The 25,674-nt window shown below is 65.8% G+C and carries 22 protein-coding genes and 1 riboswitch; of the genes, 15 read left to right on the forward strand and 7 right to left on the reverse strand.

From position 1 onward, the window contains the following. Positions 1-604 (reverse strand): phosphotransferase (locus N5D48_RS18345; protein ID WP_279886966.1); only part of this gene is annotated, 604 nt, incomplete at its 3' end. Positions 605-713: 109 nt separating this feature from the next. Between N5D48_RS18345 and msbA the strand changes: the two genes are divergently transcribed. Both msbA and hldE read left to right on the forward strand, forming a co-directional pair. Beyond that, complete coding sequence (gene msbA, locus N5D48_RS18350; protein WP_279886968.1) at positions 714-2,516, forward strand: lipid A export permease/ATP-binding protein MsbA; 1,803 nt, start codon at positions 714-716, stop codon at positions 2,514-2,516. 131 nt (positions 2,517-2,647) lie between these two features. After that, positions 2,648-4,069, forward strand: a complete 1,422-nt coding sequence (gene hldE, locus N5D48_RS18355) for a bifunctional D-glycero-beta-D-manno-heptose-7-phosphate kinase/D-glycero-beta-D-manno-heptose 1-phosphate adenylyltransferase HldE (protein WP_279886970.1) — start codon at positions 2,648-2,650, stop codon at positions 4,067-4,069. 131 nt (positions 4,070-4,200) lie between these two features. Here the strand turns inward: hldE and N5D48_RS18360 are convergent, their stop codons facing one another. From N5D48_RS18360 to N5D48_RS18375, 4 genes are all read right to left on the reverse strand, one after another. After that, on the reverse strand, positions 4,201-5,169 hold the full coding sequence (locus N5D48_RS18360; protein WP_279886971.1) for a metal ABC transporter ATPase: 969 nt from the start codon (positions 5,167-5,169) through the stop codon (positions 4,201-4,203). 37 nt (positions 5,170-5,206) lie between these two features. Beyond that, positions 5,207-6,019, reverse strand: coding sequence for an aldo/keto reductase (locus N5D48_RS18365; RefSeq protein WP_279886972.1), 813 nt, complete (start codon positions 6,017-6,019; stop codon positions 5,207-5,209). Then, positions 6,016-7,191: an FAD-dependent oxidoreductase gene (locus tag N5D48_RS18370; protein ID WP_279886974.1), complete on the reverse strand. Its 1,176-nt coding sequence runs from the start codon at positions 7,189-7,191 to the stop codon at positions 6,016-6,018. The genes N5D48_RS18365 and N5D48_RS18370 overlap by 4 nt, the downstream gene beginning before the upstream one ends. Before the next feature lie 185 nt (positions 7,192-7,376). After that, positions 7,377-7,709: a multidrug efflux SMR transporter gene (locus N5D48_RS18375; protein WP_279886976.1), complete on the reverse strand. Its 333-nt coding sequence runs from the start codon at positions 7,707-7,709 to the stop codon at positions 7,377-7,379. A gap of 89 nt (positions 7,710-7,798) precedes the next feature. On the opposite strand from N5D48_RS18375, the gene N5D48_RS18380 reads away from it, so the two are divergent. Together N5D48_RS18380 and waaA are read left to right on the forward strand one after the other, a co-directional pair. Then, complete coding sequence (locus N5D48_RS18380) at positions 7,799-8,689, forward strand: LysR family transcriptional regulator (protein ID WP_279886978.1); 891 nt, start codon at positions 7,799-7,801, stop codon at positions 8,687-8,689. A gap of 38 nt (positions 8,690-8,727) precedes the next feature. Beyond that, on the forward strand, positions 8,728-9,999 hold the full coding sequence (gene waaA, locus N5D48_RS18385; RefSeq protein WP_279886980.1) for a lipid IV(A) 3-deoxy-D-manno-octulosonic acid transferase: 1,272 nt from the start codon (positions 8,728-8,730) through the stop codon (positions 9,997-9,999). 158 nt (positions 10,000-10,157) lie between these two features. Here the strand turns inward: waaA and N5D48_RS18390 are convergent, their stop codons facing one another. Then, complete coding sequence (locus N5D48_RS18390; RefSeq protein WP_279886982.1) at positions 10,158-11,591, reverse strand: TolC family outer membrane protein; 1,434 nt, start codon at positions 11,589-11,591, stop codon at positions 10,158-10,160. 160 nt (positions 11,592-11,751) lie between these two features. Beyond that, a riboswitch (TPP riboswitch) is annotated at positions 11,752-11,858 on the forward strand. Between the two features lie 156 nt (positions 11,859-12,014). Here N5D48_RS18390 and thiC point away from each other — a divergent pair. Beyond that, positions 12,015-13,895, forward strand: a complete 1,881-nt coding sequence (thiC, locus tag N5D48_RS18395; RefSeq protein WP_279886984.1) for a phosphomethylpyrimidine synthase ThiC — start codon at positions 12,015-12,017, stop codon at positions 13,893-13,895. Between the two features lie 167 nt (positions 13,896-14,062). Beyond that, positions 14,063-15,346 (forward strand): putative hydroxymethylpyrimidine transporter CytX, encoded by a 1,284-nt coding sequence (gene cytX / locus N5D48_RS18400; protein WP_279886986.1) that lies wholly within the window; start codon positions 14,063-14,065, stop codon positions 15,344-15,346. On the opposite strand, the gene N5D48_RS18405 is transcribed toward cytX, so the two are convergent. Further along, on the reverse strand, positions 15,315-16,061 hold the full coding sequence (locus N5D48_RS18405; RefSeq protein ID WP_279886988.1) for an RsiV family protein: 747 nt from the start codon (positions 16,059-16,061) through the stop codon (positions 15,315-15,317). The two genes, cytX and N5D48_RS18405, sit on opposite strands and share 32 nt — an antisense overlap. 186 nt (positions 16,062-16,247) lie before the next feature. Here N5D48_RS18405 and N5D48_RS18410 point away from each other — a divergent pair, with 186 nt between their 5' ends. The 9 genes from N5D48_RS18410 to N5D48_RS18450 all read left to right on the forward strand — a co-directional run bounded on the left by N5D48_RS18410 (position 16,248) and on the right by N5D48_RS18450 (position 25,596). Beyond that, positions 16,248-16,865, forward strand: a complete 618-nt coding sequence (locus tag N5D48_RS18410; RefSeq protein ID WP_279886990.1) for an NUDIX domain-containing protein — start codon at positions 16,248-16,250, stop codon at positions 16,863-16,865. Next, a complete protein-coding gene (locus tag N5D48_RS18415; protein ID WP_279886991.1) occupies positions 16,856-17,308 on the forward strand; it encodes a DUF1249 domain-containing protein in 453 nt (150 codons plus the stop codon). The genes N5D48_RS18410 and N5D48_RS18415 overlap by 10 nt, the downstream gene beginning before the upstream one ends. An 85-nt stretch (positions 17,309-17,393) precedes the next feature. After that, positions 17,394-18,197 carry a 3',5'-cyclic-AMP phosphodiesterase gene (cpdA, locus tag N5D48_RS18420; RefSeq protein WP_279886992.1) on the forward strand — a complete coding sequence of 268 codons (804 nt, stop codon included), beginning with the start codon at positions 17,394-17,396 and terminating at the stop codon, positions 18,195-18,197. 200 nt (positions 18,198-18,397) lie between these two features. Further along, on the forward strand, positions 18,398-19,006 hold the full coding sequence (locus tag N5D48_RS18425) for a YqiA/YcfP family alpha/beta fold hydrolase (protein WP_279886994.1): 609 nt from the start codon (positions 18,398-18,400) through the stop codon (positions 19,004-19,006). A 35-nt stretch (positions 19,007-19,041) separates the two neighbouring features. Continuing rightward, a complete protein-coding gene (parE, locus tag N5D48_RS18430) occupies positions 19,042-20,946 on the forward strand; it encodes a DNA topoisomerase IV subunit B (protein ID WP_279886995.1) in 1,905 nt (634 codons plus the stop codon). Continuing rightward, the gene (locus tag N5D48_RS18435; RefSeq protein ID WP_279886996.1) at positions 20,943-21,929 is read left to right on the forward strand and encodes an esterase-like activity of phytase family protein; all 987 of its coding nucleotides are present in this window, start codon (positions 20,943-20,945) and stop codon (positions 21,927-21,929) included. Before parE ends, N5D48_RS18435 begins: the two co-directional genes overlap by 4 nt. Further along, positions 21,926-22,444: a TIGR02281 family clan AA aspartic protease gene (locus N5D48_RS18440; RefSeq protein ID WP_279886997.1), complete on the forward strand. Its 519-nt coding sequence runs from the start codon at positions 21,926-21,928 to the stop codon at positions 22,442-22,444. Before N5D48_RS18435 ends, N5D48_RS18440 begins: the two co-directional genes overlap by 4 nt. 10 nt (positions 22,445-22,454) lie before the next feature. Then, the gene (gene parC / locus N5D48_RS18445; protein ID WP_279886998.1) at positions 22,455-24,710 is read left to right on the forward strand and encodes a DNA topoisomerase IV subunit A; all 2,256 of its coding nucleotides are present in this window, start codon (positions 22,455-22,457) and stop codon (positions 24,708-24,710) included. Between the two features lie 175 nt (positions 24,711-24,885). After that, a complete protein-coding gene (locus N5D48_RS18450) occupies positions 24,886-25,596 on the forward strand; it encodes an ABC-type transport auxiliary lipoprotein family protein (RefSeq protein WP_279886999.1) in 711 nt (236 codons plus the stop codon). Positions 25,597-25,674 lie beyond the last annotated feature (78 nt).

Consider the following 25,674-nt stretch of genomic DNA (forward strand, 5'->3'; position numbering starts at 1 on the left):
ACACCTGCTGGCTGGCCAGGTAAGCCTCGACGAAACTGTTGTCGCCGTCGCCGAGCAGCCACTGGCGGTCCTCGCGGTAGCGCAGCATATGGCGGAAGTTGCGCAAGCGCTGCGAGCGACGCAGGGGCGAGCGGGTAGTGCGCAGGTCGGCGACGTCGATCAGCCCCAACTCGCCTTCGGGCGTGAGCACCACGTTGCCCAGGTGCGCCGAACGGAAGTACACCCCGGTTTCGTGCAGCCTGGCGATGAAGCGCCCGAGCTGGTCGCGCAGTCCGGCATGGGTGCCGGGCTGCTCCAGCAGCTGGCGCAGGGTCTGGCCGGGCAGGGGCTCGTAGTGCACCGCATCGCGGGCGATCTCGGCGATACGGTACACCGCCAGGACCTGCGGGCAGGGGATGCCGCGCTCGGCCAGGGCCTGGCAGTTGTCGGCGAAGCGCCGGGCGTAGGGGTACCAGGCCGCCGAGCTGATCAGGCGCTTGCGCCGGAACAGTTTGAACATCGAGCCATCGCGCAGGCGCAGCACCTTGTCGCCAGTGCCGTCGGCCTCGAGGACGTGGGCGCCCTCGCGCAGGGCAAGGTAGCGGGCGTGGTCAAGTGCTTGCATCAAGCCTCCAGGGCCAGGGTTCGGGACGGCCGCCTATCTTACCCGCAGCGGGCGGTGCGAGACACCGCGTGTGTTATAATCCCGACTCTTTTTGACCCGACGGATCCTCATGACAGTTCCCGAATCGTCTTCCCCCGCGAGCCTGAAGATCTATCTGCGCCTGCTGGGCTATGTCAAACCCTATATCGGCATCTTCGTGCTGAGCATCGTCGGTTTCGTGATCTTCGCCTCCACCCAGCCGATGCTGGCCGGGATCCTCAAGTATTTCGTCGACGGCCTGAGCAACCCGCAGGCGGTGCTGTTCCCCGACGTGCCCTACCTGCGCGACCTGCAGCTGTTGCAGGCAGTGCCGCTGCTGATCATCCTGATCGCCGCCTGGCAGGGGCTGGGTTCATTTCTCGGCAACTACTTCCTGGCCAAGGTGTCGCTGTGCCTGGTGCACGATCTGCGGGTGGAGCTGTTCAACAAGCTGCTGGTGCTGCCCAACCGCTATTTCGACAGCCACAACTCCGGGCACCTGATTTCGCGCATCACCTTCAACGTGACCATGGTCACCGGCGCCGCCACCGATGCCATCAAGGTGGTCATTCGTGAAGGCCTGACGGTGGTCTTCCTGTTCGCCTACCTGCTGTGGATGAACTGGAAGCTGACCCTGGTGATGGTGGCGATCCTGCCGCTGATCGCGGTGATGGTGAGCACCGCCAGCAAGAAGTTTCGCAAGCAGAGCAAGAAGATCCAGGTGGCCATGGGCGACGTCACCCATGTGGCGTCCGAGACCATCCAGGGTTACCGCGTGGTGCGCAGCTTCGGCGGCGAAAGCTACGAGGAGCGCCGGTTCGATGCGGCCAGCCAGAGCAACACCGACAAGCAGCTGCGCATGACCAAGACCGGCGCGCTGTACACGCCGCTGCTGCAGCTGGTGATCTACACCGCCATGGCCGCGCTGATGTTCCTGGTGCTGTTCCTGCGCGGCGAGGCGTCGGCGGGTGACCTGGTGGCCTATATCACCGCGGCCGGCCTGCTGCCCAAGCCCATTCGCCAGCTGTCCGAAGTCAGCTCGACCATCCAGAAGGGCCTGGCCGGCGCCGAGAGCATCTTCGAGCAGCTTGACGAGAAGCCCGAGGTCGACAACGGCACTGTCGAGAAAGAGCGGGTCGAGGGGCGCCTGGAAGTGCGCAACCTCAGCTTCACCTACCCCGGTACCGAGCGTCAGGTGCTGAGCGATATCAGCTTCACCGCCGAGCCTGGGCAGATGATCGCCCTGGTGGGGCGTTCGGGCAGCGGCAAGTCGACGCTGGCGGCGCTGATCCCGCGTTTCTATCACCACAGCGAAGGGCAGATCCTGCTCGATGGCGTGGAGATCGAGGAATATCGCCTGCGCAACCTGCGCCGTCATGTGTCCCAGGTGACCCAGCATGTCACCCTGTTCAACGACACCGTGGCCAACAACATCGCCTACGGCGACCTGGCCGGCGCCCCGCGCGCGGACATCGAGGCCGCCGCCGCCGATGCCTATGCCAAGGAGTTCGTCGACCAGTTGCCCAAGGGCTTCGACACCGAGGTCGGCGAGAACGGCGTGCTGCTTTCCGGCGGCCAGCGCCAGCGCCTGGCGATTGCCCGCGCCTTGCTCAAGAATGCGCCGTTGCTGATTCTCGATGAGGCCACCTCGGCCCTGGACACCGAGTCCGAACGGCATATCCAGGCCGCCCTGGACCATGTGATGGAAGGCCGCACGACCCTGGTGATCGCGCATCGCCTGTCGACCATCGAGAAGGCCGACATGATCCTGGTGATGGATCAGGGCCGTCTGGTGGAGCGTGGTACCCATGCCGAACTGCTCAAGGCCAATGGCCATTACGCCCGCCTGCACGCCATGGGGCTGGACGAGGCGGAAAAGGCCAACATCACCTGATCCGTGTCACGGCGGGGTCCTGCAGGCCCCGCCAGTCAATCGATACAGCATCGCCGCGGTTGGCCGTAAAGCCCTGCGCATCCCTGTGCTAATATCCTGCCCCTGTTCATTTTTCCGATAATGGGTTGCCCATGAAGTTGTCCATGCCGCGTTTCGATCAAGCCCCGGTACTGGTGGTCGGCGATGTCATGCTCGACCGCTACTGGCATGGCGGTACTTCACGTATTTCGCCTGAAGCACCGGTGCCGGTGGTCAAGGTCGATCAGATCGAGGATCGCCCCGGTGGCGCGGCCAACGTGGCCTTGAACATCGCCGCCCTCGGCGCGCCCGCCGCGCTGGTCGGCGTCACCGGCCAGGACGAGGCCGCCGACAGCCTCGCCAACAGCTTGCAGGCCGCCGGCGTGCGTTCGATCTTCCAGCGCATCGCCCATCAGCCGACCATCGTCAAGCTGCGGGTCATGAGCCGTCACCAGCAATTGCTGCGCATCGACTTCGAAGAGCCGTTCGCCACCGACCCGCTGTCGCTGGGCGCGGAAGTCGACGCCCTGCTCGAGGGGGTCAAGGTGCTGGTGCTGTCCGATTACGGCAAGGGCGCGTTGAAGAACCATCAGGCGCTGATCCAGGCCGCTCGCGGCAAAGGCATTCCGGTGCTGGCCGACCCCAAGGGCAAGGATTTCTCGATCTACCGCGGCGCCAGCCTGATCACCCCGAACCTCAGCGAATTCGAAACCATCGTCGGCCGTTGCGCGGACGAAGCCGAGCTGGTCGCCAAGGGCCTGAAGCTGCTCGAGGAGCTGGACCTGGGCGCGTTGCTGGTGACCCGTGGCGAGCACGGCATGACCCTGCTGCGCACCGGTCATCCGGCCCTGCACCTGCCGGCCCGTGCCCGTGAGGTGTTCGACGTCACCGGTGCCGGCGATACCGTGATTTCCACCCTGGCGGCCGCCATCGCTGCCGGCGAGGACCTGCCGCACGCCGTCGCCCTGGCCAACCTGGCCGCCGGCATCGTGGTCGGCAAGCTGGGTACCGCTGCCATCAGTGCGCCCGAGCTGCGTCGGGCGATCCAGCGCGAAGAAGGTTCCGAGCGCGGCGTGCTGGGGCTGGAGCAACTGCTGCTGGCCATCGACGATGCCCGTGCGCACAACGAGAAGATCGTCTTCACCAACGGCTGCTTCGATATCCTGCACGCAGGTCACGTGACTTACCTGGAGCAGGCCCGTGCCCAGGGCGACCGCCTGATCGTCGCGATCAACGACGATGCCTCGGTCAGCCGCCTGAAAGGTCCGGGCCGGCCGATCAACAGTGTCGACCGACGCATGGCCGTGCTGGCCGGCCTCGGTGCGGTGGACTGGGTGATCAGCTTCCCCGAGGACACGCCCGAGAACCTGCTGCGTCAGGTCAAGCCGGACGTGCTGGTCAAGGGCGGCGACTATGGCATCGACCAGGTGGTCGGCGCCGATATCGTCAAGGCCCATGGCGGCACGGTGAAAGTGCTGGGCCTGGTGGAGAACAGCTCGACCACGGCGATCGTCGAGAAGATCCGCAAGCACTGACAGGCTTCACATCGCGGGGCCAGCCCGCTCCCACCGTTACAGCGCTTGCTGTCAACCTGTGGGGGCGGGTTCACCCGCGAACACCGGCAGGGCCGGTGCCATCCACCGCGTCGCTTGCTTCGCAGCCCTGCCTACTTGTGCAGCGACCCGCGAGCCCGTTCCAGCAGTGCCCTTGCCCTGTCACTGAAGCGTTGCAGATGGCCCGCTGGTTCGCGCTTGCTCTCGACCAGTCCCTGCTGCTTCAGCCAGTCCCTCCAGCGTACTCGCTCATCCCGTACCAGCCAGCCTTCCTGGCGCGCGAAGCTTTCGGCCAGCCACAGCCCGCGCGTGCTCGCCGGTAGCAGCTGGTCCTTCTTCAAGGTGTAGAGTTCGGCCACGGGCTGGCCATCCTCGAGCGGCATCAGGTACAGGTCCGGGCGCTTGCGATCGAGCCTTGCGACCAGTTGGTCCCCTTCGAGCCGTTCATCGACGTGGAACAGGCTCAGCGACTTGGCTTCCTTCGGTACTTGCAGGCGCAGATCGTAGATCAGTTGCAGCGATGCCGTGGGCAGGTGCACGTAGGCCCTTGGCCGCTCCAGCAGCATCAGGTTGGCGCAGTGCACCGCGCGCGCGGCGCCCGACTCCGGCGTGAGCACGAACGGTAGCGCTTCGCGATAGTGCAGGGCGGCGGCGTAGGGCGCCGGCAGCCAGGTCTCGTTGAAGCGTCCGCCGAGCCAGCCTTCGGGGGTTTCCAGCAGGCACTCCTCGGCCACTTCCTGGATCGCCGTGTGCAGCGGCAGGTTCAGCTCATGGGCCGGGACATAGCCGGAAATCAACTTGAGCACCACGTCGCCGCGATCCTGCCGGCGCTGACGCACCAGGACCCAGTAGTCACGGCCCTGCCAGTGCAGGGTCAGGCGTACCGAAACCCCGAGGTTGGCCAGCTCGACCACGAAACGCTCGGGATCGGGCAACTGGATGGCCTTGCGTCGCTGCAGGGTCTGGGCGAAGTTCAGCGGCATGCCGATGCTCTGGTAGGTCAGGCCATCGGGCGTGGCCTCGACATGCAGCGGCAGGGTCTTGAAGTTGCTCGGATTCTTGCGGATCAGCGTACGCGGCACGAGGCTCCTCCTTGCGTTGGGCCCCCGCCCGGGCGGCTCAGGGCCGGCCCAGGATGCGGGTGACGGTGGCCACGTTATGGGCCAGGTGCACCGGGTTGATGGTGCCGACGATGGCACTGCTCACGCCCGGGTGGGCAAACAGCAATTCGAAGCTGGCCTGCACCGGGTCGACGCCCGGGGCCAGGCAGATATGCCCGCTGGCCAGGGCTTTCTTCACCAGGATGGCCTTGCCGTGCTCGGCAGCGTAGTCCAGCACCGGTCGCTCCGCTTGCTCGTTGAGGTTGTAGGTGACCATCGCGCAGTCGCCCTGTTCCAGTGCTTTCAGGCCTCCGGCGGCAGTCTTGCCGGAGAAACCATAGCCGAGAATCTTGCCTTCGCGCTTCAGCGCGGCGAGGGTTTCATAAACCTCTTCCTGTTCGAGGATCGCCAGGTCGTTGCCATCGGAATGCACCAGCACCAGTTCGATGCGATCGGTTTCCAGGCGCTTTAGGCTGCGCTCGACCGAGCGGCGGGCATGGGCGGCGCTGAAGTCGAAATGCGACTGGCCGTCCTCGAACTCCTCGCCGACCTTGCTGACGATCACCCACTGCTCGCGCTGGCCGCGCAGCAGCGGGCCCAGGCGCTCCTCGCTGCGGCCATAGGCCGGAGCGGTGTCGATCAGGTTGATGCCCAGCTCGCGGGCCTGGGCCAGCAGCAGGCGCGCGGTCTCATCATCCGGGATGGTGAAGCCGTTGGGGTATTTCACGCCCTGGTCGCGGCCGAGCTTGACCGTGCCAAGGCCCAGTGGCGATACCCAGAGGTCGGTGCTGCCCAGCGGGCGGTGATGATCGTGCAGGGTTGGCAGGCTCATGGCAGCAGTTGCTCCCAGGCCGGGATGGCCAGCGCCGGACGGGGCAGGTCGGCGAGGTTCGGCTGGCTGGCCGGGCGGATGCCGTCGCGCTCGAAACTGGCCAGCACGCGGTCGGCGAAGTCCGGCGCCAGAGCCAGCTTGGTCGGCCAGCCGACCAGCAGGCGCTGCTGGTCGGCGAGGAAGGCGTTGTCCGGACGCACCAGGCCCGATTGCGCGGGTTCGGCGCGATCGACGCGCAAGGTGGCCCAGCGCACCTGGCTCTGATCGATCCAGGGCAGCAGGCTGGCGACCTCCTTCTGCGCCGCGGCGATCTGCGCCGCAGGTTCGCGAGCGACGCCGTCAGCCTCGGCGATGTCGCCGCCGAGGTACCACACCCATTGGCCATCGGCGGCGGGGTGGGTGGTCACGGTGATGCGCGGCTTCGGTCCGCCACCCAGGCAGTGGGCATACAGCGGCTTGAGGTTCGGCCCCTTGGCCAGGACCATGTGCAGCGGCCGACGTTGCATGGCCGGTTGCTCGAGGCCCAGGGCATGCAGCAGCTCCTCGGTGCCGCTGCCGGCACTGAGCACGACGCGCTGGGCGCGGATCTCGCGGCCATCGACGATCAGCCCGAGCAGCTCGCCGCCTTCGCGCAACGGCTCGATGCGTTCGCCGGCCAGCAGGCTGTCGCCGGCCAGCCGGGCGAGGTTGGCCAACAGGCTGGGCACGTCGATGACCAGTTCGGCCAGGCGGTACACCTTGCCTTTGAACGCCCGGTCCTGCAGGGCCGGCGGCAGTTGCTCGCCCTTGACCTGGTCGACCCGGCCGCGCACGGCCTTGCTGGCGAAGAAACTGGTGAGGTTGCCGGCGAGGGTGCCGGGGGACCAGAGGTAGTGGGCGTCGGACAGCAGGCGGGTATCGGTGAGATCCAGCTCGCCGTTGCCGGCAAGCGCCTCGCGCCAGCGTCGCGGCATGTCGGCGATGGCTTCGGAGGCGCCGGTCAGCGCGCCGTGCAGGGCGTACTTGGTGCCGCCATGGATGATGCCTTGCGACTTGATGGTCTGCTCGCCGCCCAGGCTGGCGCGCTCCACCAGGACCGTCGAAAAGCCCTGGCGGCGCAGGCGGGCATTGAGCCAGAGGCCTGCGACCCCAGCGCCGACGATCAGCACGTCGGTGGAAATGGCGGATGGCATGCGGGCACCTCGAAAACTGGGACAGGTGCGCAGTATACAGCGTCGGGCCGGCGTGGGCTTTGCGATCCTGGGACTGCTGCGCCACATAAAAGGACCGCATAAATCCGCAGGCCTACACGGTCCCTGTAGGAGCGGCCTTGTGTCGCGATGGGCCGCAAAGCGGCCCCAAAATCCTCAGGGAAGCATCAATGCCCGGCAGTATTGGAAAACACCTGGATCACCACCACCCCGCCGACGATCATGGCCATGCCCAGCATCGCCGGCATATCCAGTTTCTGCCCGTAGATCACCAGCGCCGCAACGCTGATCAACACGATGCCCAGCCCCGACCAGATCGCATAGGCGATGCCCACAGGAATGCTGCGCACCACCAGGGTCAGCATCCAGAACGCCACGCCATAGCCGCACACCATCAGCAGCAGCGGCAGCGGCGTGCTCAAGCCTTTGACTGCCTTCATGGAGGCGGTGGCGATGACTTCGGCGAAGATGGCGATGGCGAGATAGGTGTAGGCGTTCATGGTGCGGTCCTCCGTTGCTGGCTGGGCATTCTAGGCGATCCCTGGATGCGGTAAAGTCATTACCTATCTGATATGGAGATAGGTTGGCGATGACCGAACACTGGAGCCTGGAGCAACTGCGTCTGTTCGTGAGGGCGGCCGAACTGCGCTCGTTTTCTGCCGTGGCCCGCGAGCAGCGCAAGGCCCAGTCGGCGATCAGCAACGCCATCGCCTTGCTTGAGACCGACCTGGGCGTAACCCTGTTCGAGCGCAGCAGCGGTCGCCAGCCGCGCCTGACCGAGCGCGGCGCGGCCCTGCTGGAGGATGCCCGTGAGGTGCTGCGCCAGTGCGAGCGCCTGGATGGCCGGGCGCTGGCCTTGATGCGCGGCCAGGAGGCGCTGTTGCGGGTGGCCCAGGACGAGGCCATGCCCTACCAGCCGGTGATCGACAGCCTCGACGAACTGGCGGCGCGCTACCCCTATCTGGAAGTGCAGCTGGCCAGCGGTGCCCAGGGCGATGTGGCGCGCAAGCTGGTGGAGCGGCGTGCTGACCTGGGGTTGTTCTTCCATCACGAGAGCATTCCGGCATCGCTGGAGCGGCGGGCGCTGGGCAGCGTCGAGATGGTCACGGTGTGTGCCATCGATCATCCGCTGGCGCACCTGGCCAAGGTCAGCCGGCAGCAACTGGCACGCCACCGCCAGTTGCTGATCACCCCGCAGCAGAGTGGCTACCCCGGTGGCGAGGCGATCAGTCCGCAGGTCTGGCGCGCCGACAGTTTCTACGCCATGGCCGAACTGCTGATGCGCGGCCTGGGCTGGGCCTGGCTACCGCGTCATGTGGTGCAGTATCCCACCTACCAGACGCAGATGATCGAGCTGGACAGCGAATGGCGCCCGCCCGCGCTGGTCGCCGAACTGGCCTGGCGCCGCGACGAGCCACTGGGACCGGCGGCGCAGTGGTTGGCCGAGCGCTTCGCCGTGCACTTGCGGGCGATTGGCTGACAGGCCTTTTCATCCAGTTCCTAGTAAACTCCGCGGCCATGAACAGAACCCTCTATACCCTGCTGTTTCACCTGGGCCTGCCGCTGGTCGCGCTGCGCCTGTTCCTGCGCGGGCGCAAGGCGCCGGCGTACCGTGCGCGGATCGCCGAGCGCTTCGCCTGCCAGCTGCCACCGATGCGCCAGGGCGGTATCTGGGTGCATGCGGTCTCGGTGGGCGAGAGCATTGCCGCCGCGCCCATGGTCCGGGCCCTGCTCAAGCAGTACCCGGACCTGCCGATCACACTCACCTGCATGACCCCGACCGGCTCCGAACGCATCCGTGCGATGTTCGCGGGCGAGCCGCGAGTGCAGCACTGCTACCTGCCCTACGACCTGCCGTGGGCGGCGGGGCGCTTCCTCGACCATGTGCGCCCGAAGCTGGGCATCATCATGGAAACCGAGCTGTGGCCCAACCATATTCATCAATGCGCCAAGCGCGGTATCCCGGTGGCGCTGGCCAATGCCCGGCTGTCCGAGCGCTCGGCCCGTGGCTATGCCCGTTTCGCCGGCCTGACCCGGCCGATGCTCGAAGAGATGAACCTGATCGCGGTGCAGACCGAGACCGAGGCCGAGCGTTTCCTCGCGCTCGGCGCCCGGCGCGAATGCGTGCAGGTGACCGGCTCGATCAAGTTCGACCTGAAGATCGACGAGCAACTGCTGCCTCGCGCCCGGGCGCTGCGGGAGCAGTGGGGCGCTGGCCAGCGTCCGGTGTGGATCGCCGCCAGTACCCACGAGGGGGAGGACGCGCTGGTCCTCGAGGCGCACCGGCAGTTGCTCGAGGCGCACGGCGATGCCTTGCTGATCCTGGTACCGCGCCACCCTGAGCGATTCGACGCGGTACATGCGCTGTGTCGCGAGCATTTCGCCACGGTGCGCCGCTCGACGGGCGACGCCGTTACCGCGCCGACCCAGGTATTGCTGGGCGATACCATGGGCGAGCTGCTGTTCCTCTATGCCCTGGCCGATATCGCTTTCGTCGGTGGCAGCCTGGTGCCCACGGGCGGGCACAATCCGCTGGAGCCGGCGGCCCTGGCGCTGCCGGTGATCATGGGGCCGCACGTGTTCAACTTCCTCGAGATCAGCGCGATGCTGCGCGAGGCGGGCGCGTTGCAGCAGGTGGACGATGCCGAAGGGCTGGCCGCTGCGGTGCGTCGGCTGGTGGAGCTGCCGCAGGATGCGCGGCGCATGGGCGAGGCGGGCAGGGCGGTGATGCAGGCCAACCAGGGGGCGTTGCAGCGGTTGCTGGATGGGCTGGCTACGCTGATCCGCTGATCTGTGAGGCGGTGCGATCCCTGTAGGAGCGGCCTTGTGTCGCGATAGGGCCGCACAGCGGCCCCGGCAATCTTGCGGGAATGCGCAGATCCCGGGGGCGCTTCGCACCCCTATCGCGACACAAGGCCGCTCCTACAGCGCCCGTGTGCTCCCTTGGCTCAAGGCCGGCGTTCGAAGTTCTTCGCTGCGGCGGCCGCCAGGTCCGGTGGCAGGAAGTCCTTGTCCGGGTTGTAGTCGGCCTTCAGGTAGCGCCCCAGGTCCTGCAGGTCCTGCGGGCTCAGCGTACCGGCGGCCTGCTTCAGGCGCAGGTTGTCGAGGATGTAGTCGTAGCGGCTGTTGTTGTAGTCGCGCACCGAGGTGTACAGCTGACGCTGCGCGTCGAGCACATCGACGATGTTGCGGGTGCCGACCTGGTAGCCGATCTCGGTGGCCTCCAGCGCGCTCTGGTTGGAGATGATCGACTGCTTGCGCGCCTGCACCTGTTCCACATCGGTATTCACCGCGCGGTGCAGGTTGCGGGTGTTCTCCACCACCTGGCGGCGCAGGCTTTCGCGCTGCTGTTCGGTCTGGGTCAGGCGCGAATAGGCCTCGCGTACCTGCGAGCTGGTCAGGCCGCCGCTGTAGATCGGAATGTTCAGCTGCAGGCCGACGCTGGTCTGCTCGACGTCGCCGCCGTAGCGCACCCCGTTCTGCGAGGGATTGGTGAAACCAAGGCTGTCGTTGTCGCCCTTCTGGTACCTGGCCACCGCGTCGAGCGTCGGCGCATGGCCGGCCTTGCGTTGGCGCACGGTCTCTTCGGCGGCCGCCACGGCATGGTTGGTCGCCAGCAGATTGAGGTTCTGCCGCCCGGCGGTCTCGACCCAGGCCTTGGCGTCATTGGGCGTGGGCACTTGCACCGGCAGGGTGTGGACCACGCCCTGGATCGCGCTGTACTGGCGATTGGTCAGGGTGATCAGCGCCTCGAAGGCATCCTGCACCTGACGCTCGGCGATGATCCGGTTGGCCCGGGCGGTGTCGTAGCTTGCCTGTGATTGCAGGACATCGGTCTTGTCCGAGAGCCCAACGTCGAAACGTTCGTTGGACTGATCCAGTTGGCGCTTGAACGCCGCTTCTTCGGCCTTGGTCGAGGCCAGGTTGTCCTGCGCGCGAAGTACGGCGAAATAGTTCTCGGCGCTCTGCAGGATCAGGTTCTGCTCGGTGGCCGACAGCTCCAGCGCGGCCTGTTCGTTGACGGCCTCGGCGGCCTGCAACTGGAACCAGCGGTCGGCACGGAAGATCGGCTGCGCCAGGGTGGCGCTCCAGGCATTGCCGCTGCGGTTGGAGGTGACCGACGGTTCGTCGAGCTTGGTGCGGGTGTTCATCATCTCGGCACCGGCCGACAGGTTGGGCAGCAAGCCGGCGCGGGCCTGGGGCACCACCTCGCGGCGGGCGCCGTAGTCGGCGCGGGCCGCGGCCAGGTCGGCGTTGTTGTCTACCGCTTCCTGGTAGACGCTGACCAGGTCGGTCTTCACCGTCGTGGGCATGTCCGCTGCCCAGACCACTGCGTTGGACGCACAAGACACGGCAATCGCCAGTGAGAGTTTGCGCAGCATAGGGCAATCCTTGATCAAGATTTATTTACTGTACTGTCGGGTGTCGAGCGATGGGCCAGTGTAGTGCCGCGCGCCGCCATCAACAATCCGTCGCTTGCGCCATTTATCACCCCCGGAATTACCTGCTTGGCTTTGCCGACCACTCCAGTCTAGACTGCGCATGTTCTTGTCGGGGTGCCTTGAAGCAAAGGCTGAGATCGCAGAGGTGCGGATCCCGTTGAACCTGATCAGGTTAGCGCCTGCGTAGGGAACAAGATTGCTCTCACATCCCGGGAGCCTCTTGTGCCAGGTCCGGGATCGCCACGGCTGCTTGCAGCCCACGGCACCCCATGTCCGGCACTGCACTCGTCAACACGGGTGCGTCCACGCCTTTCAGGTTCACCCCGACATTCCACCGCCTGGAAGCTGTCTGGAGAGCCTGTGATGAGCAAACAAGAAAAAACGATCAGTCTGAGCGAGTCGGCCCAAGTCGACCAACAGTCCGTGCAACCCCTGCCCAACTCGCGCAAGGTCTATGTCGAAGGTTCGCGTCCCGACATCCGCGTGCCCATGCGCGAAATCAGCCTGCACGATACCCCCACCGACTTCGGCGGCGAAAAGAACGCGCCGGTGCTGGTGTATGACACTTCCGGCCCGTATACCGACCCCGATGTCATCATCGACGTGCGCAAGGGCCTGGGCGATGTGCGCTCGGCCTGGATCGACGCCCGTGGCGACACCGAGCGCCTCGATGGCCTGAGCTCGAACTTCGGCCAGCAGCGCCTGAACGACGCGGAGCTGGCCAAGCTGCGCTTCGCCCACGTGCGCAACCCGCGCCGCGCCAAGGCCGGCGCCAACGTCACGCAGATGCACTACGCGCGCCAGGGCATCATCACCGCCGAGATGGAATACGTCGCCATCCGCGAGAACATGAAACTGCAGGAAGCCCGCGCCGCCGGCCTGCTGAGCCAGCAGCACGCCGGCCACAGCTTCGGCGCCAGCATCCCGAAAGAAATCACCGCCGAGTTCGTCCGCGAAGAGATCGCTCGCGGTCGCGCGATCATCCCGGCCAACATCAACCACACCGAGTTGGAGCCGATGATCATCGGCCGCAACTTCCTGGTGAAGATCAACGGCAACATCGGCAACAGCGCCCTGGGTTCCTCGATCGAGGAAGAAGTGGCCAAGCTGACCTGGGGCATCCGCTGGGGCTCGGACACGGTCATGGACCTGTCCACCGGCAAGCACATCCACGAAACCCGTGAGTGGATCATCCGCAACTCGCCGGTACCGATCGGCACCGTGCCGATCTACCAGGCCCTGGAAAAGGTCAATGGCGTCGCCGAGGACCTGACCTGGGAGCTGTTCCGCGACACCCTGATCGAGCAGGCCGAGCAGGGCGTGGACTACTTCACCATCCACGCGGGCGTGCTGCTGCGCTATGTGCCGCTGACCGCCAAGCGCGTCACCGGCATCGTCAGCCGCGGTGGCTCGATCATGGCCAAGTGGTGCCTGGCGCACCACAAGGAAAACTTCCTGTACACGCACTTCGACGAGATCTGCGAAATCATGAAGGCCTACGACGTCAGCTTCTCGCTGGGCGACGGCCTGCGCCCGGGCTCGATCGCCGATGCCAACGACGCCGCCCAGTTCGGCGAGCTGGAAACCCTCGGCGAGCTGACCAAGATCGCCTGGAAGCATGACGTGCAGTGCATGATCGAAGGCCCTGGCCACGTGCCGATGCAGCTGATCAAGGAGAACATGGACAAGCAGCTGGAGTGCTGTGACGAGGCGCCGTTCTACACCCTCGGCCCGCTGACCACCGACATCGCCCCGGGCTACGACCACATCACCTCCGGCATCGGCGCGGCGATGATCGGCTGGTTCGGCTGCGCCATGCTCTGCTACGTCACGCCCAAGGAGCACCTGGGCCTGCCGAACAAGGATGACGTGAAGACCGGCATCATCACCTACAAGATCGCCGCGCATGCCGCCGACCTTGCCAAGGGCCATCCGGGCGCGCAGATTCGCGACAACGCGCTGTCCAAGGCGCGCTTTGAGTTCCGTTGGGAAGACCAGTTCAACCTCGGCCTGGACCCGGATACCGCTCGGTCCTTCCATGACGAGACGCTGCCCAAGGAGTCGGCCAAGGTCGCGCACTTCTGCTCGATGTGCGGGCCGAAGTTCTGTTCGATGAAGATCACCCAGGAAGTGCGTGAGTATGCCGCGAAGATCGACACCGTCGATGTGACGGCCGAGCAGGGCATGCGCGAGCAGGCCGAGCGGTTCCGCCAGGAAGGCAGCCAGTTGTACCAGAAGGTGTAAGTAGACCTTGGGGGCCGCTTTGCGGCCCTTTCGCGACGCAAGGCCGCTCCTACAGGGACCGCGCAAGGTTCAAGACCTGCGCGGTCCCTGTAGGAGCGGCCTTGTGTCGCGATACGAGGACGCAGTCCTCGCCAGCAACACCCACAATATTCCCGGCGAGCACCCACATGACCACCCCCAGCCACTTCTCCCCCGACCACCCGGTCCCTGCCCATCACCGCCAGTTCGGCGCCCGCGACCTGTTCTCGCTGTGGTTCTCCCTTGGCATCGGCCTGATGGTCCTGCAGGTCGGCGCCCTGCTGGCGCCTGGCCTGGGCCTGGCCGGTTCGATCCTGGCGATCGTCCTTGGCACGGTGGTGGGCGTGCTGCTACTGGCATCGGCGGGGGTGATCGGCAGCGACACCGGGCTGTCGGCCATGGCCACCTTGCGCCTGACGCTGGGCGGCCATGGCGCGCGGTTGCCGGCTGTGCTCAACCTCCTGCAACTGGTGGGCTGGGGCTCGTTCGAGATCATCGTCATGCGCGATGCCGCGAGCCTGCTGGGCGCGCGTGCCTTCGGCGAGGGCAGCGGCTGGAGCAACCCGTTGTTGTGGACCCTGTGCTTCGGCGCCCTGGCCACCTTGCTGGCAGTCAGCGGGCCATTGACTTTTGTGCGCAAGGTCCTGCGCAAGTGGGGCATCTGGCTGCTGCTCGGTGCTTGTATCTGGCTCACCTGGAACCTGTTCGCCAAGGCCGACCTGGCCGCGCTGTGGCAGCGCCCGGGCGATGGTTCGCTGTCCCTGGCGCTGGGCTTCGACATCGTCATCGCCATGCCGTTGTCGTGGTTGCCGTTGATCGCCGACTACTCACGCTTCGGCCAGCGTGCCAGTCGGGTATTCGGCGGTACGGCGCTGGGCTTTTTCATTGGCAATGCCTGGCTGATGAGTCTGGGCGTGGCCTATACCCTGGCATTCGCCCCGAGTGGTGAAGTGAATGCGCTGCTGCTGGCGCTGGCCGGCGCCGGGCTGGGTATTCCATTGCTGCTGATTCTGCTGGACGAGTCGGAGAACGCTTTCGCCGATATCCACTCGGCGGCGGTCTCCACCGGTCTGCTGGTCAAGCTCAAGGTCGAGCACCTGGCCCTGGCCATCGGCGTGCTGTGCACCCTGATCGCCCTGCTGGCGCCGCTGGCCCAGTACCAGAACTTCCTGTTGCTGATCGGCTCGGTGTTTGCGCCGTTGTTCGGCGTGGTGCTGGTGGATCACTTCGTGGTCCGTCGCCGTCGCCTGCCGGCGCTGGTCGAGGGGCTGCACTGGCAGGCGCTGCTGGCCTGGGCGGTGGGGGTGGCGGCTTATCACCTGCTGGCCAACCAGGCGCCGGAGCTGGGGGCGACCCTGCCGGCGCTGCTGCTGGCAGGGGGGCTGCATCTGCTGCTATCGCTTAGCCGCGGCCGGGAAACAGCTCGGGCCTGATCACGCCGTTGAGGCGCGGATAGGGGATCTTCAGTTCGACGTGGCCCATGGAGTAGGGCGCGATGGCGTAGACCTCGTACTTGATCACCACCGCGCCGTAGGTCAGGGCGATGTGCGGCGACTGCTTGAACGGCCAGGTCTTGACGAACTCGGGGTCCTTGTCCATGCCGGTGCTGATCAGCCAGGCGCGGTGGGATTCCTCGGCGGTCTTCCAGAAGGTCGCTGCCTGGCCGGGCACCAGCATGTCGTCCAAGGTCAGCACCTTGTCCAGCTTGCGCGAATAGTTGATGAAGCCGCGCCCGGGCATGCCATGGGCGCCGCCGCTGTCGAGGTAGCTGGACAGTTCGACGATCACCAGCCCGTCATGCTGTTCGCGTACCTTGGCCTGCAGGTAGCTGCTGTTGCGCTTTTCGGCATGGGCCAGGTACTGCTGCTCGTAGGCTTGCAGCGAGGCTGGCGGGGTGCCGCGCTGGTTGTCCTCGGTCAGCATCAGCAGGCGCTTCTCGACGATGCCGTCGAGCTTGGGCAGCGCGGGGAAGTGCACGACGTCGATATTGACCAGCGGGCAGTCGCTCGCGCTGCAACCAGGCTTGACGTGCTCCCAGGCTTCGCGCTTGACCTCGAGCGGGGCCCGGTAGTTGGGCGTGAACAGGCTCTGGCAGGCGCTCAGGGCGAACGCGGCCAAGGCCACGGAAGTCAGTTTGACTAGCGTCATGTTGCCTCTTTCACAACAGTGATGATCGGCCTTGGACCGCCTGCGCGGCCTTCGGTTCGCCACTAAGCTAACAGAGAGCGCCGCGCCTGTCCCGGCTGGGCGAACGGTCACCGCAAAGGGGATGAAACCCGGCGGCACGCAGAGTAGGATTGCGCGATGCAGTAAACGAGGTAATGAGGAACTTGCATGTCAGACACGTTGAATTCGACACCCACCCAGGTCGAGATCGCCCGGCGCGAGCCGCTGTTCAAGGGCTTCTACAAGCTGGAAAAGCTGCACCTGCGCCATGAGCTGTTCGCCGGCGGCATGAGCCGCGAGTTCAGCCGCGAGCTGTTCGTGCGCCATGACGCGGTCTGCGTGCTGCCCTACGATCCGCAGCGCGATGAAGTGGTGCTGATCGAGCAGTTTCGTGTCGGTGCGATGGGCAAGGTCGCCAACCCCTGGCTGATCGAGATGGTCGCCGGGTTGATCGACAAGGATGAGCAGCCGGAGGAGGTTGCCCATCGCGAAGCCCAAGAGGAAGCTGGCCTGACCTTTTCGGCACTTTGGCCGATGACGCGCTATTTCCCGTCGCCAGGCGGCAGCGATGAATACGTTCACCTGTTCCTGGGCCGTTGCACCAGCGAGGGCGCCGGTGGCCTGCATGGCCTGGAAGAAGAGAGCGAGGACATCCGCGTACGCGTGTGGTCCTTCGAGGATGCCCTGCAGGCCGTGCGCGACGGGCGCATCTGCAACGCCGCCGCGATCATCGGCCTGCAATGGCTGGCCCTCAACCGTGACGAAGTCCGAGGTATGTGGAAGTGAACCTGCTGCGTGAGCGCTATCGGGTCGACCTGATCGGGCTGCAGACGGCCTGCGAGGCGAACTACGCCCGCCTGATGCGCCTGTTGCCGGACATGCGCACCACGCAAAGCTCGCGGCGCATCGGCATGACCCAGGGCGACCAGATGCTCGGCGTGCTGGTACTCGACGTCGTCTTGGCCTGCCCTTACACCACCACGCTGCGGGTGTGTCAGGAGCACAGCCTGCCATGGTTGCCGGTGCCTGCGCTCGAGGTGCAGGTGTATCACGACGCGCGCATGGCCGAGGTGGTCAGTGCCGAACATACCCGGCGCCTGCGCAGCATTTACCCGTACCCCAACAGTGCGATGCACCAGCCAGACGAGAAAGCCCAGCTCAACCTGTTCCTGGGTGAATGGCTGAGCCATTGCCTGGCCTGTGGCCACGAGCTGGAAGTGGTGCGCTGAAATGTGATGCGTGTCGGTTTCGAGTATTTGCTCGAAACCGATCCGTCGCCATAATCCGTGCTGAATCCGCTCGAGGAGACGGCCGTTGCCGCAACCACTCACACCACCCTCACCCGTCCATGTGGTGCAACTGACCGACGCTCATCTGTTCGCCGACCCGGCGGGCGGGCTGTTGGGGCTCAAGACGCGCGACAGTCTCGCGCATGTGGTCGACCAGGTTCGTCGTGAACAGCCGCGTATCGACCTGCTGCTGTGCACGGGCGATCTTTCACAAGATGCCAGCGTTGCCTCCTACCAGGCCTTCAGCGCGTTGACCGCGAAGCTGGGGGCGCCGGCGCGCTGGTTGCCGGGCAACCATGACGAGGCCCAGGTAATGCGGGCCGTGGCGCCGGAGCTGGTGCAGGCGGTCACGGACATTGGCCAATGGCGCATCGTGATGCTCGATTCGGCAGTGGTCGGCGCGACCTTCGGCCTGTTGGCGGACGATCAACTGGCGGTGCTGGATCAGGCGCTGGGTGGTGCCGGTGAACGCCATTGCCTGGTGTGCTGCCACCATCAGCCGGTGGATATCGGTTGTGCCTGGATTGCCTCGATCGGTCTGCGCAATGCCGATGAGCTGTTGAAGCGTCTGCACCCTTATCCACAGGTGAAGGCGCTGCTTTGGGGGCATATTCATCAGGAGTGGGACGAGGTGCGCGATGGCATTCGCTTGCTTGCCACGCCTTCGACCTGCATCCAGTTCGCGCCACGCAGCGATGACTTCAAGGTAAGCGAGGAGCAGCCGGGTTACCGCTGGCTGCGGTTGCATGCCGATGGGCGGTTGGAGACTGGCGTGGAGCGGGCGCTCGATTTCGAGGTGAGGCTGGATTTCGACAGCCCAGGCTATTAAGTGCATCGCGTTTCCTGTGGGAGCGGGTTTACCCGCGAACACCGGCGAAGCCGGTGCCAGCCACCGCAGCGCTTGCTTCGCGGGTAAACCCGCTCCCACAGGGTGCAGTACCTTGTCCAACAATTTGTTGCGAAAATCTCCACGCTGCGCCAATGCCCTTTGAACACGCTACACTGCGCATCTTTGCGTCCGGGGGCAGCATGTCGGGTTCCATCCTTTATATCCATGGCTTCAACAGCTCGCCGCTGTCGAAGAAAGCCCGCCAGCTCGAGGCCGTCATGCAGCAGCTTGGCCTGGCCGAGCAACTGCGCATTCCGGCCCTGCACCATCACCCGCGCCAGGCCATCGCCCAGCTGGAGGCGGCCATCGCCGAGCTCGGCGCCCCCTTGCTGGTCGGCAGCTCTCTTGGCGGCTACTATGCCACCCATCTGGCCGAGCGCCACGGGCTCAGGGCCCTGCTGATCAATCCCGCGGTCAGTCCGCACCGGCTGTTCGACGGCTACCTCGGCACCCAGCGCAACCTGTATACCGACGAAGCCTGGGAGCTCACCCACGACCACGTGCATGCCCTGGCCGAACTGGAAGTACCAGCCCCGCAGGACGCGGCCCGCTATCAAGTGTGGTTGCAGACCGCCGATGAAACCCTGGATTATCGCCAGGCCGAGCGCTACTACCGCGCCTGCGCCCTGCGCATCCAGGCCGGTGGTGATCACAGCTACCAGGGCTTCGCCGAACAATTGCCGGCGCTGCTGGCTTTCGCCGGCATTGCCCGCGGACAGTATGCGACGCTCGATTTTTCGCTATCTTGATTTTTTTGCATTCACCAGACTGACGACGAGACCCCATGGCCAATCCCAGCGCTAGCGCCTATAACGCAGACGCCATCGAAGTCCTCTCGGGCCTTGACCCGGTCCGCAAGCGGCCGGGCATGTACACCGACACCAGCCGGCCCAACCACCTGGCCCAGGAAGTCATCGACAACAGTGTCGACGAAGCCCTGGCTGGCCACGCCCGTTCGGTGCAGGTCATCCTGCATGCCGACCACTCGCTGGAAGTCAGCGACGATGGCCGCGGCATGCCGGTGGACATCCACCCCGAAGAGGGTGTCAGCGGCGTCGAACTGATCCTCACCAAGCTGCACGCAGGCGGCAAGTTCTCCAACAAGAACTACCAGTTCTCCGGTGGCCTGCACGGTGTTGGCATTTCGGTGGTCAACGCGCTGTCCTCGCAAGTGCGCGTGCGCGTGAAGCGCGATGGCAACGAGTACCAGATGACCTTCGCCGACGGCTTCAAGGCCAGCGAGCTGGAGGTGGTCGGCTCCGTCGGCAAGCGCAACACCGGCACCAGCGTTTATTTCACCCCCGATCCGAAGTACTTCGATTCGCCGAAGTTCTCCATCAGCCGCCTCAAGCATGTGCTCAAGGCCAAGGCCGTGCTGTGCCCGGGGCTGTCCATCAGCTTCGAGGACAAGGGCACCGGCGAGAAGGTCGAGTGGCACTACGAAGACGGTCTGCGCTCCTACCTGGTGGACTCGGTCAGCGAGTTCCCGCGCCTGCCCGACGAGCCGTTCTGTGGCAGCCTGGCCGGCAACAAGGAAGCCGTGGACTGGGCCTTGCTGTGGCTGCCCGAGGGCGGCGACAGCATCCAGGAAAGCTACGTCAACCTGATCCCCACCGCCCAGGGCGGCACCCACGTCAACGGCCTGCGCCAGGGCCTGCTGGACGCCATGCGCGAGTTTTGCGAGTTTCGCAACCTGCTGCCGCGCGGGGTCAAGCTGGCGCCCGAGGACGTCTGGGAGCGCATCAGCTTCGTGCTGTCGATGAAGATGCAGGAGCCGCAGTTCTCCGGGCAGACCAAGGAGCGCCTGTCATCCCGCGAGGCGGCGGCGTTCGTCTCCGGGGTGGTCAAGGATGCCTTCAGCCTGTGGCTCAATGCCCACCCCGAGCTGGGCATGCAACTGGCTGAACTGGCTATCAGCAACGCTGGTCGGCGCCTGAAGGCGAGCAAGAAGGTCGAGCGCAAGCGCATCACCCAGGGGCCGGCGCTGCCGGGCAAGCTGGCCGACTGCGCCGGGCAGGACCCGATGCGCGCCGAGCTGTTCCTGGTCGAGGGTGACTCCGCCGGTGGTTCGGCCAAGCAGGCGCGGGACAAGGAGTTCCAGGCGATCCTGCCGCTGCGCGGCAAGATCCTCAATACCTGGGAAGTCGATGGCGGCGAGGTCCTGGCCAGCCAGGAAGTGCACAACATCGCCGTGGCCATCGGCGTCGACCCGGGTGCCAGCGACCTTTCGCAACTGCGCTACGGCAAGATCTGCATCCTCGCCGACGCCGACTCCGACGGCCTGCACATCGCCACCCTGCTGTGCGCGCTGTTCGTCCAGCACTTCCGGCCGCTGGTCGAGGCCGGCCACGTCTACGTGGCCATGCCGCCGCTGTACCGTATCGACCTGGGCAAGGAAATCTACTACGCCCTGGACGAAGCCGAACGCGACGGCATTCTCGATCGCCTGGTCGCCGAGAAGAAACGCGGCAAGCCCCAGGTCACTCGATTCAAAGGTCTGGGCGAGATGAACCCGCCGCAGTTGCGCGAGACCACCATGGATCCGAACACCCGGCGCCTGGTTCAGCTGACCCTGGACGACGTGCAGGGCACCACCGAGATCATGGACATGCTGCTGGCCAAGAAGCGTGCCGGCGACCGCAAGAGCTGGCTGGAGAGCAAAGGCAACCTGGCCGAGGTCCTGGTTTGATTCGTCCGTTGCTCATGGCCTGCCTGGCGCTGTTCGCCCTGCAGGCCCGGGCGGGCGACTGGCCGCAACTCACGCTCAGCGGCGAGCATGTGGTCGAGGGCATGCGTGGTGGCAACCTGTCGGGCCTGGCCTGGTGCCGTGGGGCGCTGTGGGCCGTATCCGATCGTGACGACGACCGCATCTATCGCCTGGAGCAGGACACGGCGCCCTGGCAGGCCGAACCTCAGGTCTTCACCCCGCCAGTGCCTCCCGATACCGGCCTGCCCTGGGGGTTGAAGTCGCGCAATTGGGCGGCGTCCTATATCCGTGGCGGCGCCCTGGATTTCGAAGGGATCACCTGCGATCAGGCGGGCAACCTGTACGTGGTCAGCGAGGCGCACGCCGCCGTGCTGCAATTGCCCGTGGACGGTGAGCCAGACTGGCTGAGGATTGACCAGGCCATGGTTCGCCAGGCTCGGGCCAGTGGCATGCTGCTGCATTTCAACGCATTGTTCGAGGGCCTGGCGATCAACCCGGCGGGCGACCGCCTGTGGCTGGCCGCCGAGCGCGAAAGGCGCGGTCTGCTTGCCGTGCAGCGCCAGCAGTCAGTCTGGAACTGTGGGCGCGGGTGCGTATTGCTGAGCGAAGCCGGTGTCGAGATGCAACCGCCGCAGTTCCCGGAGGCACGCCCGGTGTCCCGTGATTTCGCCGACCTGGCCTGGTTCGAGGGCAAGCTGTTCACCCTTGAGCGCAACGCCTACCGTATCTGCCGCCGCGACGCCGACAGTGGCGCGGTGGAGCGCTGCTGGTCGTTCGCCGCCGACGCCCTGGCGGAGTCGCGGCGCTATTCGCAGCCCTATGGCCTGGCCGAGGCGCTGGTGATCGATAAAGCCGGGGCCTGGATCGGCGTGGACAACAACGACAGACCGCGCGTGGATGGGGAAACGCGACCGATCGTCTGGCGTTTCGACGCGCCGCAAGGCGGCTGGAGCGCCAAGCCATGAGCCAGCCAGCGGGCAAGCGGGCGGGCAGGGTGCTGATGGTCGTCGCCTGGGCGGCGGCGATGTTCCTGGCCACACGCTTTTTCGGCCAATGGGAGGCGCGTCAGCAGAATCCCAATGCCGTGGTACAGAGCGAGCAGGGCGACGGTTACGTCGAGGTGCGCCTGCTGAGCAACGGCCAGGGCCATTTCGTCGCCGACGGTGCGATCAATGGCCGGGTGGTGCATTTCATGCTCGATACCGGCGCCACCGATGTGGCGATCCCCGAGGCGCTGGCCCGCGACCTGGACCTGGCCCGTGGCGCACCGGTGCAACTGAGTACCGCCAATGGCCGCACCGAAGGCTACCGCACCCGGCTCGACAGTTTGCAGCTGGGCGACATCCACCTGCGCGACGTGCGTGCGCTGGTGGTTCCCGGCCTCGATGGCCAGGCCGTGCTGCTGGGCATGAGCGCCCTGAAACAACTTGAATTCACCCAGCGCGGTGGCACCATGCTGCTGCGCCAGAACCTGAAATGACGAGGCTCGCATGAGCGACTTACTGGACAGTCTCGAAGGCGTCGAACGCCGTTCCCTGGCCGACTTCACCGAACAGGCCTACCTCAACTACTCCATGTACGTGATCATGGACCGCGCCCTGCCGCACATCGGCGACGGCCTCAAGCCGGTCCAGCGGCGCATCGTCTATGCCATGAGCGAGTTGGGGCTCGACGCCGATTCCAAGCACAAGAAGTCGGCGCGTACCGTCGGCGATGTGCTCGGCAAGTTCCACCCCCACGGCGACTCGGCGTGCTACGAGGCCATGGTGCTGATGGCCCAGCCGTTCAGCTACCGCTACACCCTGGTCGATGGCCAGGGCAACTGGGGTGCGCCGGACGACCCGAAATCGTTCGCTGCCATGCGTTACACCGAGGCGCGCCTGTCGCGCTATTCCGAAGTGCTACTCAGCGAGCTGGGCCAGGGCACCGTCGACTGGGTGCCAAACTTCGATGGCACGCTGCAGGAGCCGGCGGTACTGCCGGCGCGGCTGCCGAACATCCTGCTCAACGGCACCACCGGCATCGCCGTGGGCATGGCCACCGACGTGCCGCCGCACAACCTGCGCGAAGTGGCCAGCGCCTGCGTGCGCCTGCTCGACGAGCCCAAGGCCACCATCGAGCAGCTGTGCGAGCATATCCAGGGCCCGGACTACCCGACCGAGGCCGAGATCGTCACGCCGCGTGCCGACATCCTCAAGCTCTACGAGACCGGCAAGGGCTCGATCCGCATGCGCGCCGTGTACCGTGTCGAGGATGGCGACATCATCGTCACCGCGCTGCCACATCAAGTCTCCGGGGCCAAGGTGCTGGAGCAGATCGCCGCCCAGATGCAGGCCAAGAAGCTGCCGATGGTCGCCGACCTGCGCGACGAGTCGGACCACGAGAACCCCTGCCGGATCGTCATCATCCCGCGTTCGAACCGCGTCGATGCCGCCGAACTGATGCAGCATCTGTTCGCCACCACCGACCTGGAGAGTACCTATCGGGTCAACGTCAACATCATTGGCCTGGATGGTCGCCCGCAGGTCAAGAACCTGCGGGCGCTGCTGCTGGAGTGGCTGGAGTACCGGATCGGTACCGTTCGTCGCCGTCTGCAGCACCGCCTGGACAAGGTCGAGAAGCGCCTGCACCTGTTGGAAGGCTTGCTCACCGCGTTCCTCAACCTGGACGAAGTCATCCACATCATCCGTACCGAGGAGCATCCCAAGCAGGCACTGATCGCCCGTTTCGACCTGACCGAAATCCAGGCCGACTACATCCTCGAGACCCGCCTGCGTCAGCTGGCGCGCCTGGAAGAGATGAAGATCCGTGGCGAACAGGACGAACTGCTCAAGGAACAGAAGCGCCTGACCACCCTGCTGGGCAGCGACGCCAAGTTGCGCAAGCTGGTACGCAGCGAACTGCTCGAAGACGCCGAAACCTATGGCGACGAGCGCCGTTCGCCGATCGTCGAGCGCGCCGAGGCCAAGGCCCTGTCGGAAAACGAGCTGATGCCGACCGAGCCGGTCACCGTGGTGCTGTCCGAGAAGGGCTGGGTGCGCTGCGCCAAGGGCCACGACATCGATGCCACGGGGCTGTCGTACAAGGCCGGTGACGGCTTCAAGGCCGCCGCCGCAGGGCGCTCCAACCAATTTGCCGTGCTCATCGACTCCACTGGCCGCAGCTATTCGCTGGCCGCCCACAGCCTGCCGTCGGCCCGTGGCCAGGGTGAGCCGTTGACCGGCCGGCTGACGCCGCCGCCGGGCGCCAGCTTCGAATGCGTGCTGTTGCCTGAGGACGATGCCCTGTACGTGATCGCCTCCGACGCCGGCTACGGCTTCGTGGTCAAGGGCGAGGACCTGCAGGCCAAGAACAAGGCCGGCAAGGGCCTGCTCAGCCTGCCCAACGGGGCCAAGGTCATGACCCCGCGTCCGGTGGCCGATCGCGAGCAGGACTGGCTGGCCGCGGTGACCACCGAAGGTCGCCTGCTGGTGTTCAAGGTGGCCGACCTGCCACAGCTGGGCAAGGGCAAGGGCAACAAGATCATCGGCGTGCCGGGGGACCGGGTGGCCAGCCGTGAAGAGTACGTCACCGACCTGGCAGTGATCAGCGAAGGGGCGACCCTTGTATTGCAGGCTGGCAAGCGTACCCTGTCTCTCAAGCCGGACGATCTGGAGCATTACAAGGGTGAGCGCGGTCGTCGTGGTAGCAAATTGCCACGCGGCTTCCAGCGCGTGGATGCCTTGCTGGTGGAGCCTGTCGCCTGAGGCGCTGGGCCGTCTGTCGCGGCGCTTTCGGCGCCGCTTCGGGCGGAAATGCTGGAGTCTGGCGGTTTTTTCGCGGATGATATCGCCCTTGCGGCGCCGGCGTGGCCGAGTGCCCGGACGAATCTACACGAGTATCACTGCGGTCAGTCTTGTGACGACCGCTTGGATGGGATGAATGAAATTTCTGCGCCTTCCATTTGCGCTGTTGATGACTGGCCTGCTGGGACTGAGCGGATGCAGCATGCATCAGCCGGTGGCCCTGTATCAGCTCGACAGCGGTGATCCCGGCCAGCCTAGCCAGGCTGCGGGCATGGCGGTGGTGCTTGGCCCGGTATCGGTGGCCGACTACCTGCAACGCGAAACCTTCCTGCAACGGCAGGCCGATGGCAGCCTGACCGCGGCGACCGACGGTCGTTGGGCCGGTAGCCTTTCGTCGGATATCGATCAGTTGCTGGTACGGCAGCTCGCCTGGCGCCTGGACAGCCAGCGCGTCGTGCTCGCCCCGGCCAGTGCCGGCTTCACGCCGGACGTGCAGGTGCTGCTGTCGATCACCCGCCTGGACTCGGGCAAGGACCAGCCCGCGATCCTGGATGCCCAATGGCGTGTGCTGGACCGTCGTGGCCAGGTGCGCGACAACCGCATCGTCCACCTCGAGCAGCCTCACGCAGGCAGCGAGTCGGCTCAGGTCCAGGCCCAGGGGCAGTTGCTGCAGAAGCTGGCCGAACAGCTGAGCTCCGCGGTAAAGCCGCTGGCCAACCAGCCGGCCATCGCCGAGGAGACACCGCGCAAGCCGGCGGCGCCGGTCCAGGTCAAGAAAGAGCCGGAGAAACCGAAGATTCCGATGGCCTCGCCAATTCGCACCGATATGGAAGTGTTCCGCTTCTGATATACGCAGACACAAAAAAGCCCGCAGCGATGCGGGCTTTTTTGTGGAGACTGTCCCAGCCAGGAGCACGATCCCCTG

It is taken from the genome of Pseudomonas sp. GD03858 (assembly GCF_029840925.1).
Classification (GTDB): Bacteria; Pseudomonadota; Gammaproteobacteria; order Pseudomonadales; family Pseudomonadaceae; genus Aquipseudomonas.

Excerpts from the sequence above, each read along its gene's own strand:
- cytX (WP_279886986.1), top strand. The coding sequence starts at position 14,063 with ATGACCACCCCCAGCCACTTCTCCCCCGACCACCCGGTCCCTGCCCAT.
- N5D48_RS18370 (WP_279886974.1), bottom strand. The coding sequence starts at position 7,191 with ATGCCATCCGCCATTTCCACCGACGTGCTGATCGTCGGCGCTGGGGTC.
- N5D48_RS18425 (WP_279886994.1), top strand. The coding sequence starts at position 18,398 with ATGTCGGGTTCCATCCTTTATATCCATGGCTTCAACAGCTCGCCGCTG.
- N5D48_RS18365 (WP_279886972.1), bottom strand. The coding sequence starts at position 6,019 with ATGAGCCTGCCAACCCTGCACGATCATCACCGCCCGCTGGGCAGCACC.
- thiC (WP_279886984.1), top strand. The coding sequence starts at position 12,015 with ATGAGCAAACAAGAAAAAACGATCAGTCTGAGCGAGTCGGCCCAAGTC.
- waaA (WP_279886980.1), top strand. The coding sequence starts at position 8,728 with ATGAACAGAACCCTCTATACCCTGCTGTTTCACCTGGGCCTGCCGCTG.
- N5D48_RS18405 (WP_279886988.1), bottom strand. The coding sequence starts at position 16,061 with ATGACGCTAGTCAAACTGACTTCCGTGGCCTTGGCCGCGTTCGCCCTG.
- msbA (WP_279886968.1), top strand. The coding sequence starts at position 714 with ATGACAGTTCCCGAATCGTCTTCCCCCGCGAGCCTGAAGATCTATCTG.
- N5D48_RS18375 (WP_279886976.1), bottom strand. The coding sequence starts at position 7,709 with ATGAACGCCTACACCTATCTCGCCATCGCCATCTTCGCCGAAGTCATC.
- N5D48_RS18440 (WP_279886997.1), top strand. The coding sequence starts at position 21,926 with ATGAGCCAGCCAGCGGGCAAGCGGGCGGGCAGGGTGCTGATGGTCGTC.
- parC (WP_279886998.1), top strand. The coding sequence starts at position 22,455 with ATGAGCGACTTACTGGACAGTCTCGAAGGCGTCGAACGCCGTTCCCTG.
- N5D48_RS18450 (WP_279886999.1), top strand. The coding sequence starts at position 24,886 with ATGAAATTTCTGCGCCTTCCATTTGCGCTGTTGATGACTGGCCTGCTG.
- hldE (WP_279886970.1), top strand. The coding sequence starts at position 2,648 with ATGAAGTTGTCCATGCCGCGTTTCGATCAAGCCCCGGTACTGGTGGTC.
- N5D48_RS18390 (WP_279886982.1), bottom strand. The coding sequence starts at position 11,591 with ATGCTGCGCAAACTCTCACTGGCGATTGCCGTGTCTTGTGCGTCCAAC.
- N5D48_RS18410 (WP_279886990.1), top strand. The coding sequence starts at position 16,248 with ATGTCAGACACGTTGAATTCGACACCCACCCAGGTCGAGATCGCCCGG.
- N5D48_RS18380 (WP_279886978.1), top strand. The coding sequence starts at position 7,799 with ATGACCGAACACTGGAGCCTGGAGCAACTGCGTCTGTTCGTGAGGGCG.
- parE (WP_279886995.1), top strand. The coding sequence starts at position 19,042 with ATGGCCAATCCCAGCGCTAGCGCCTATAACGCAGACGCCATCGAAGTC.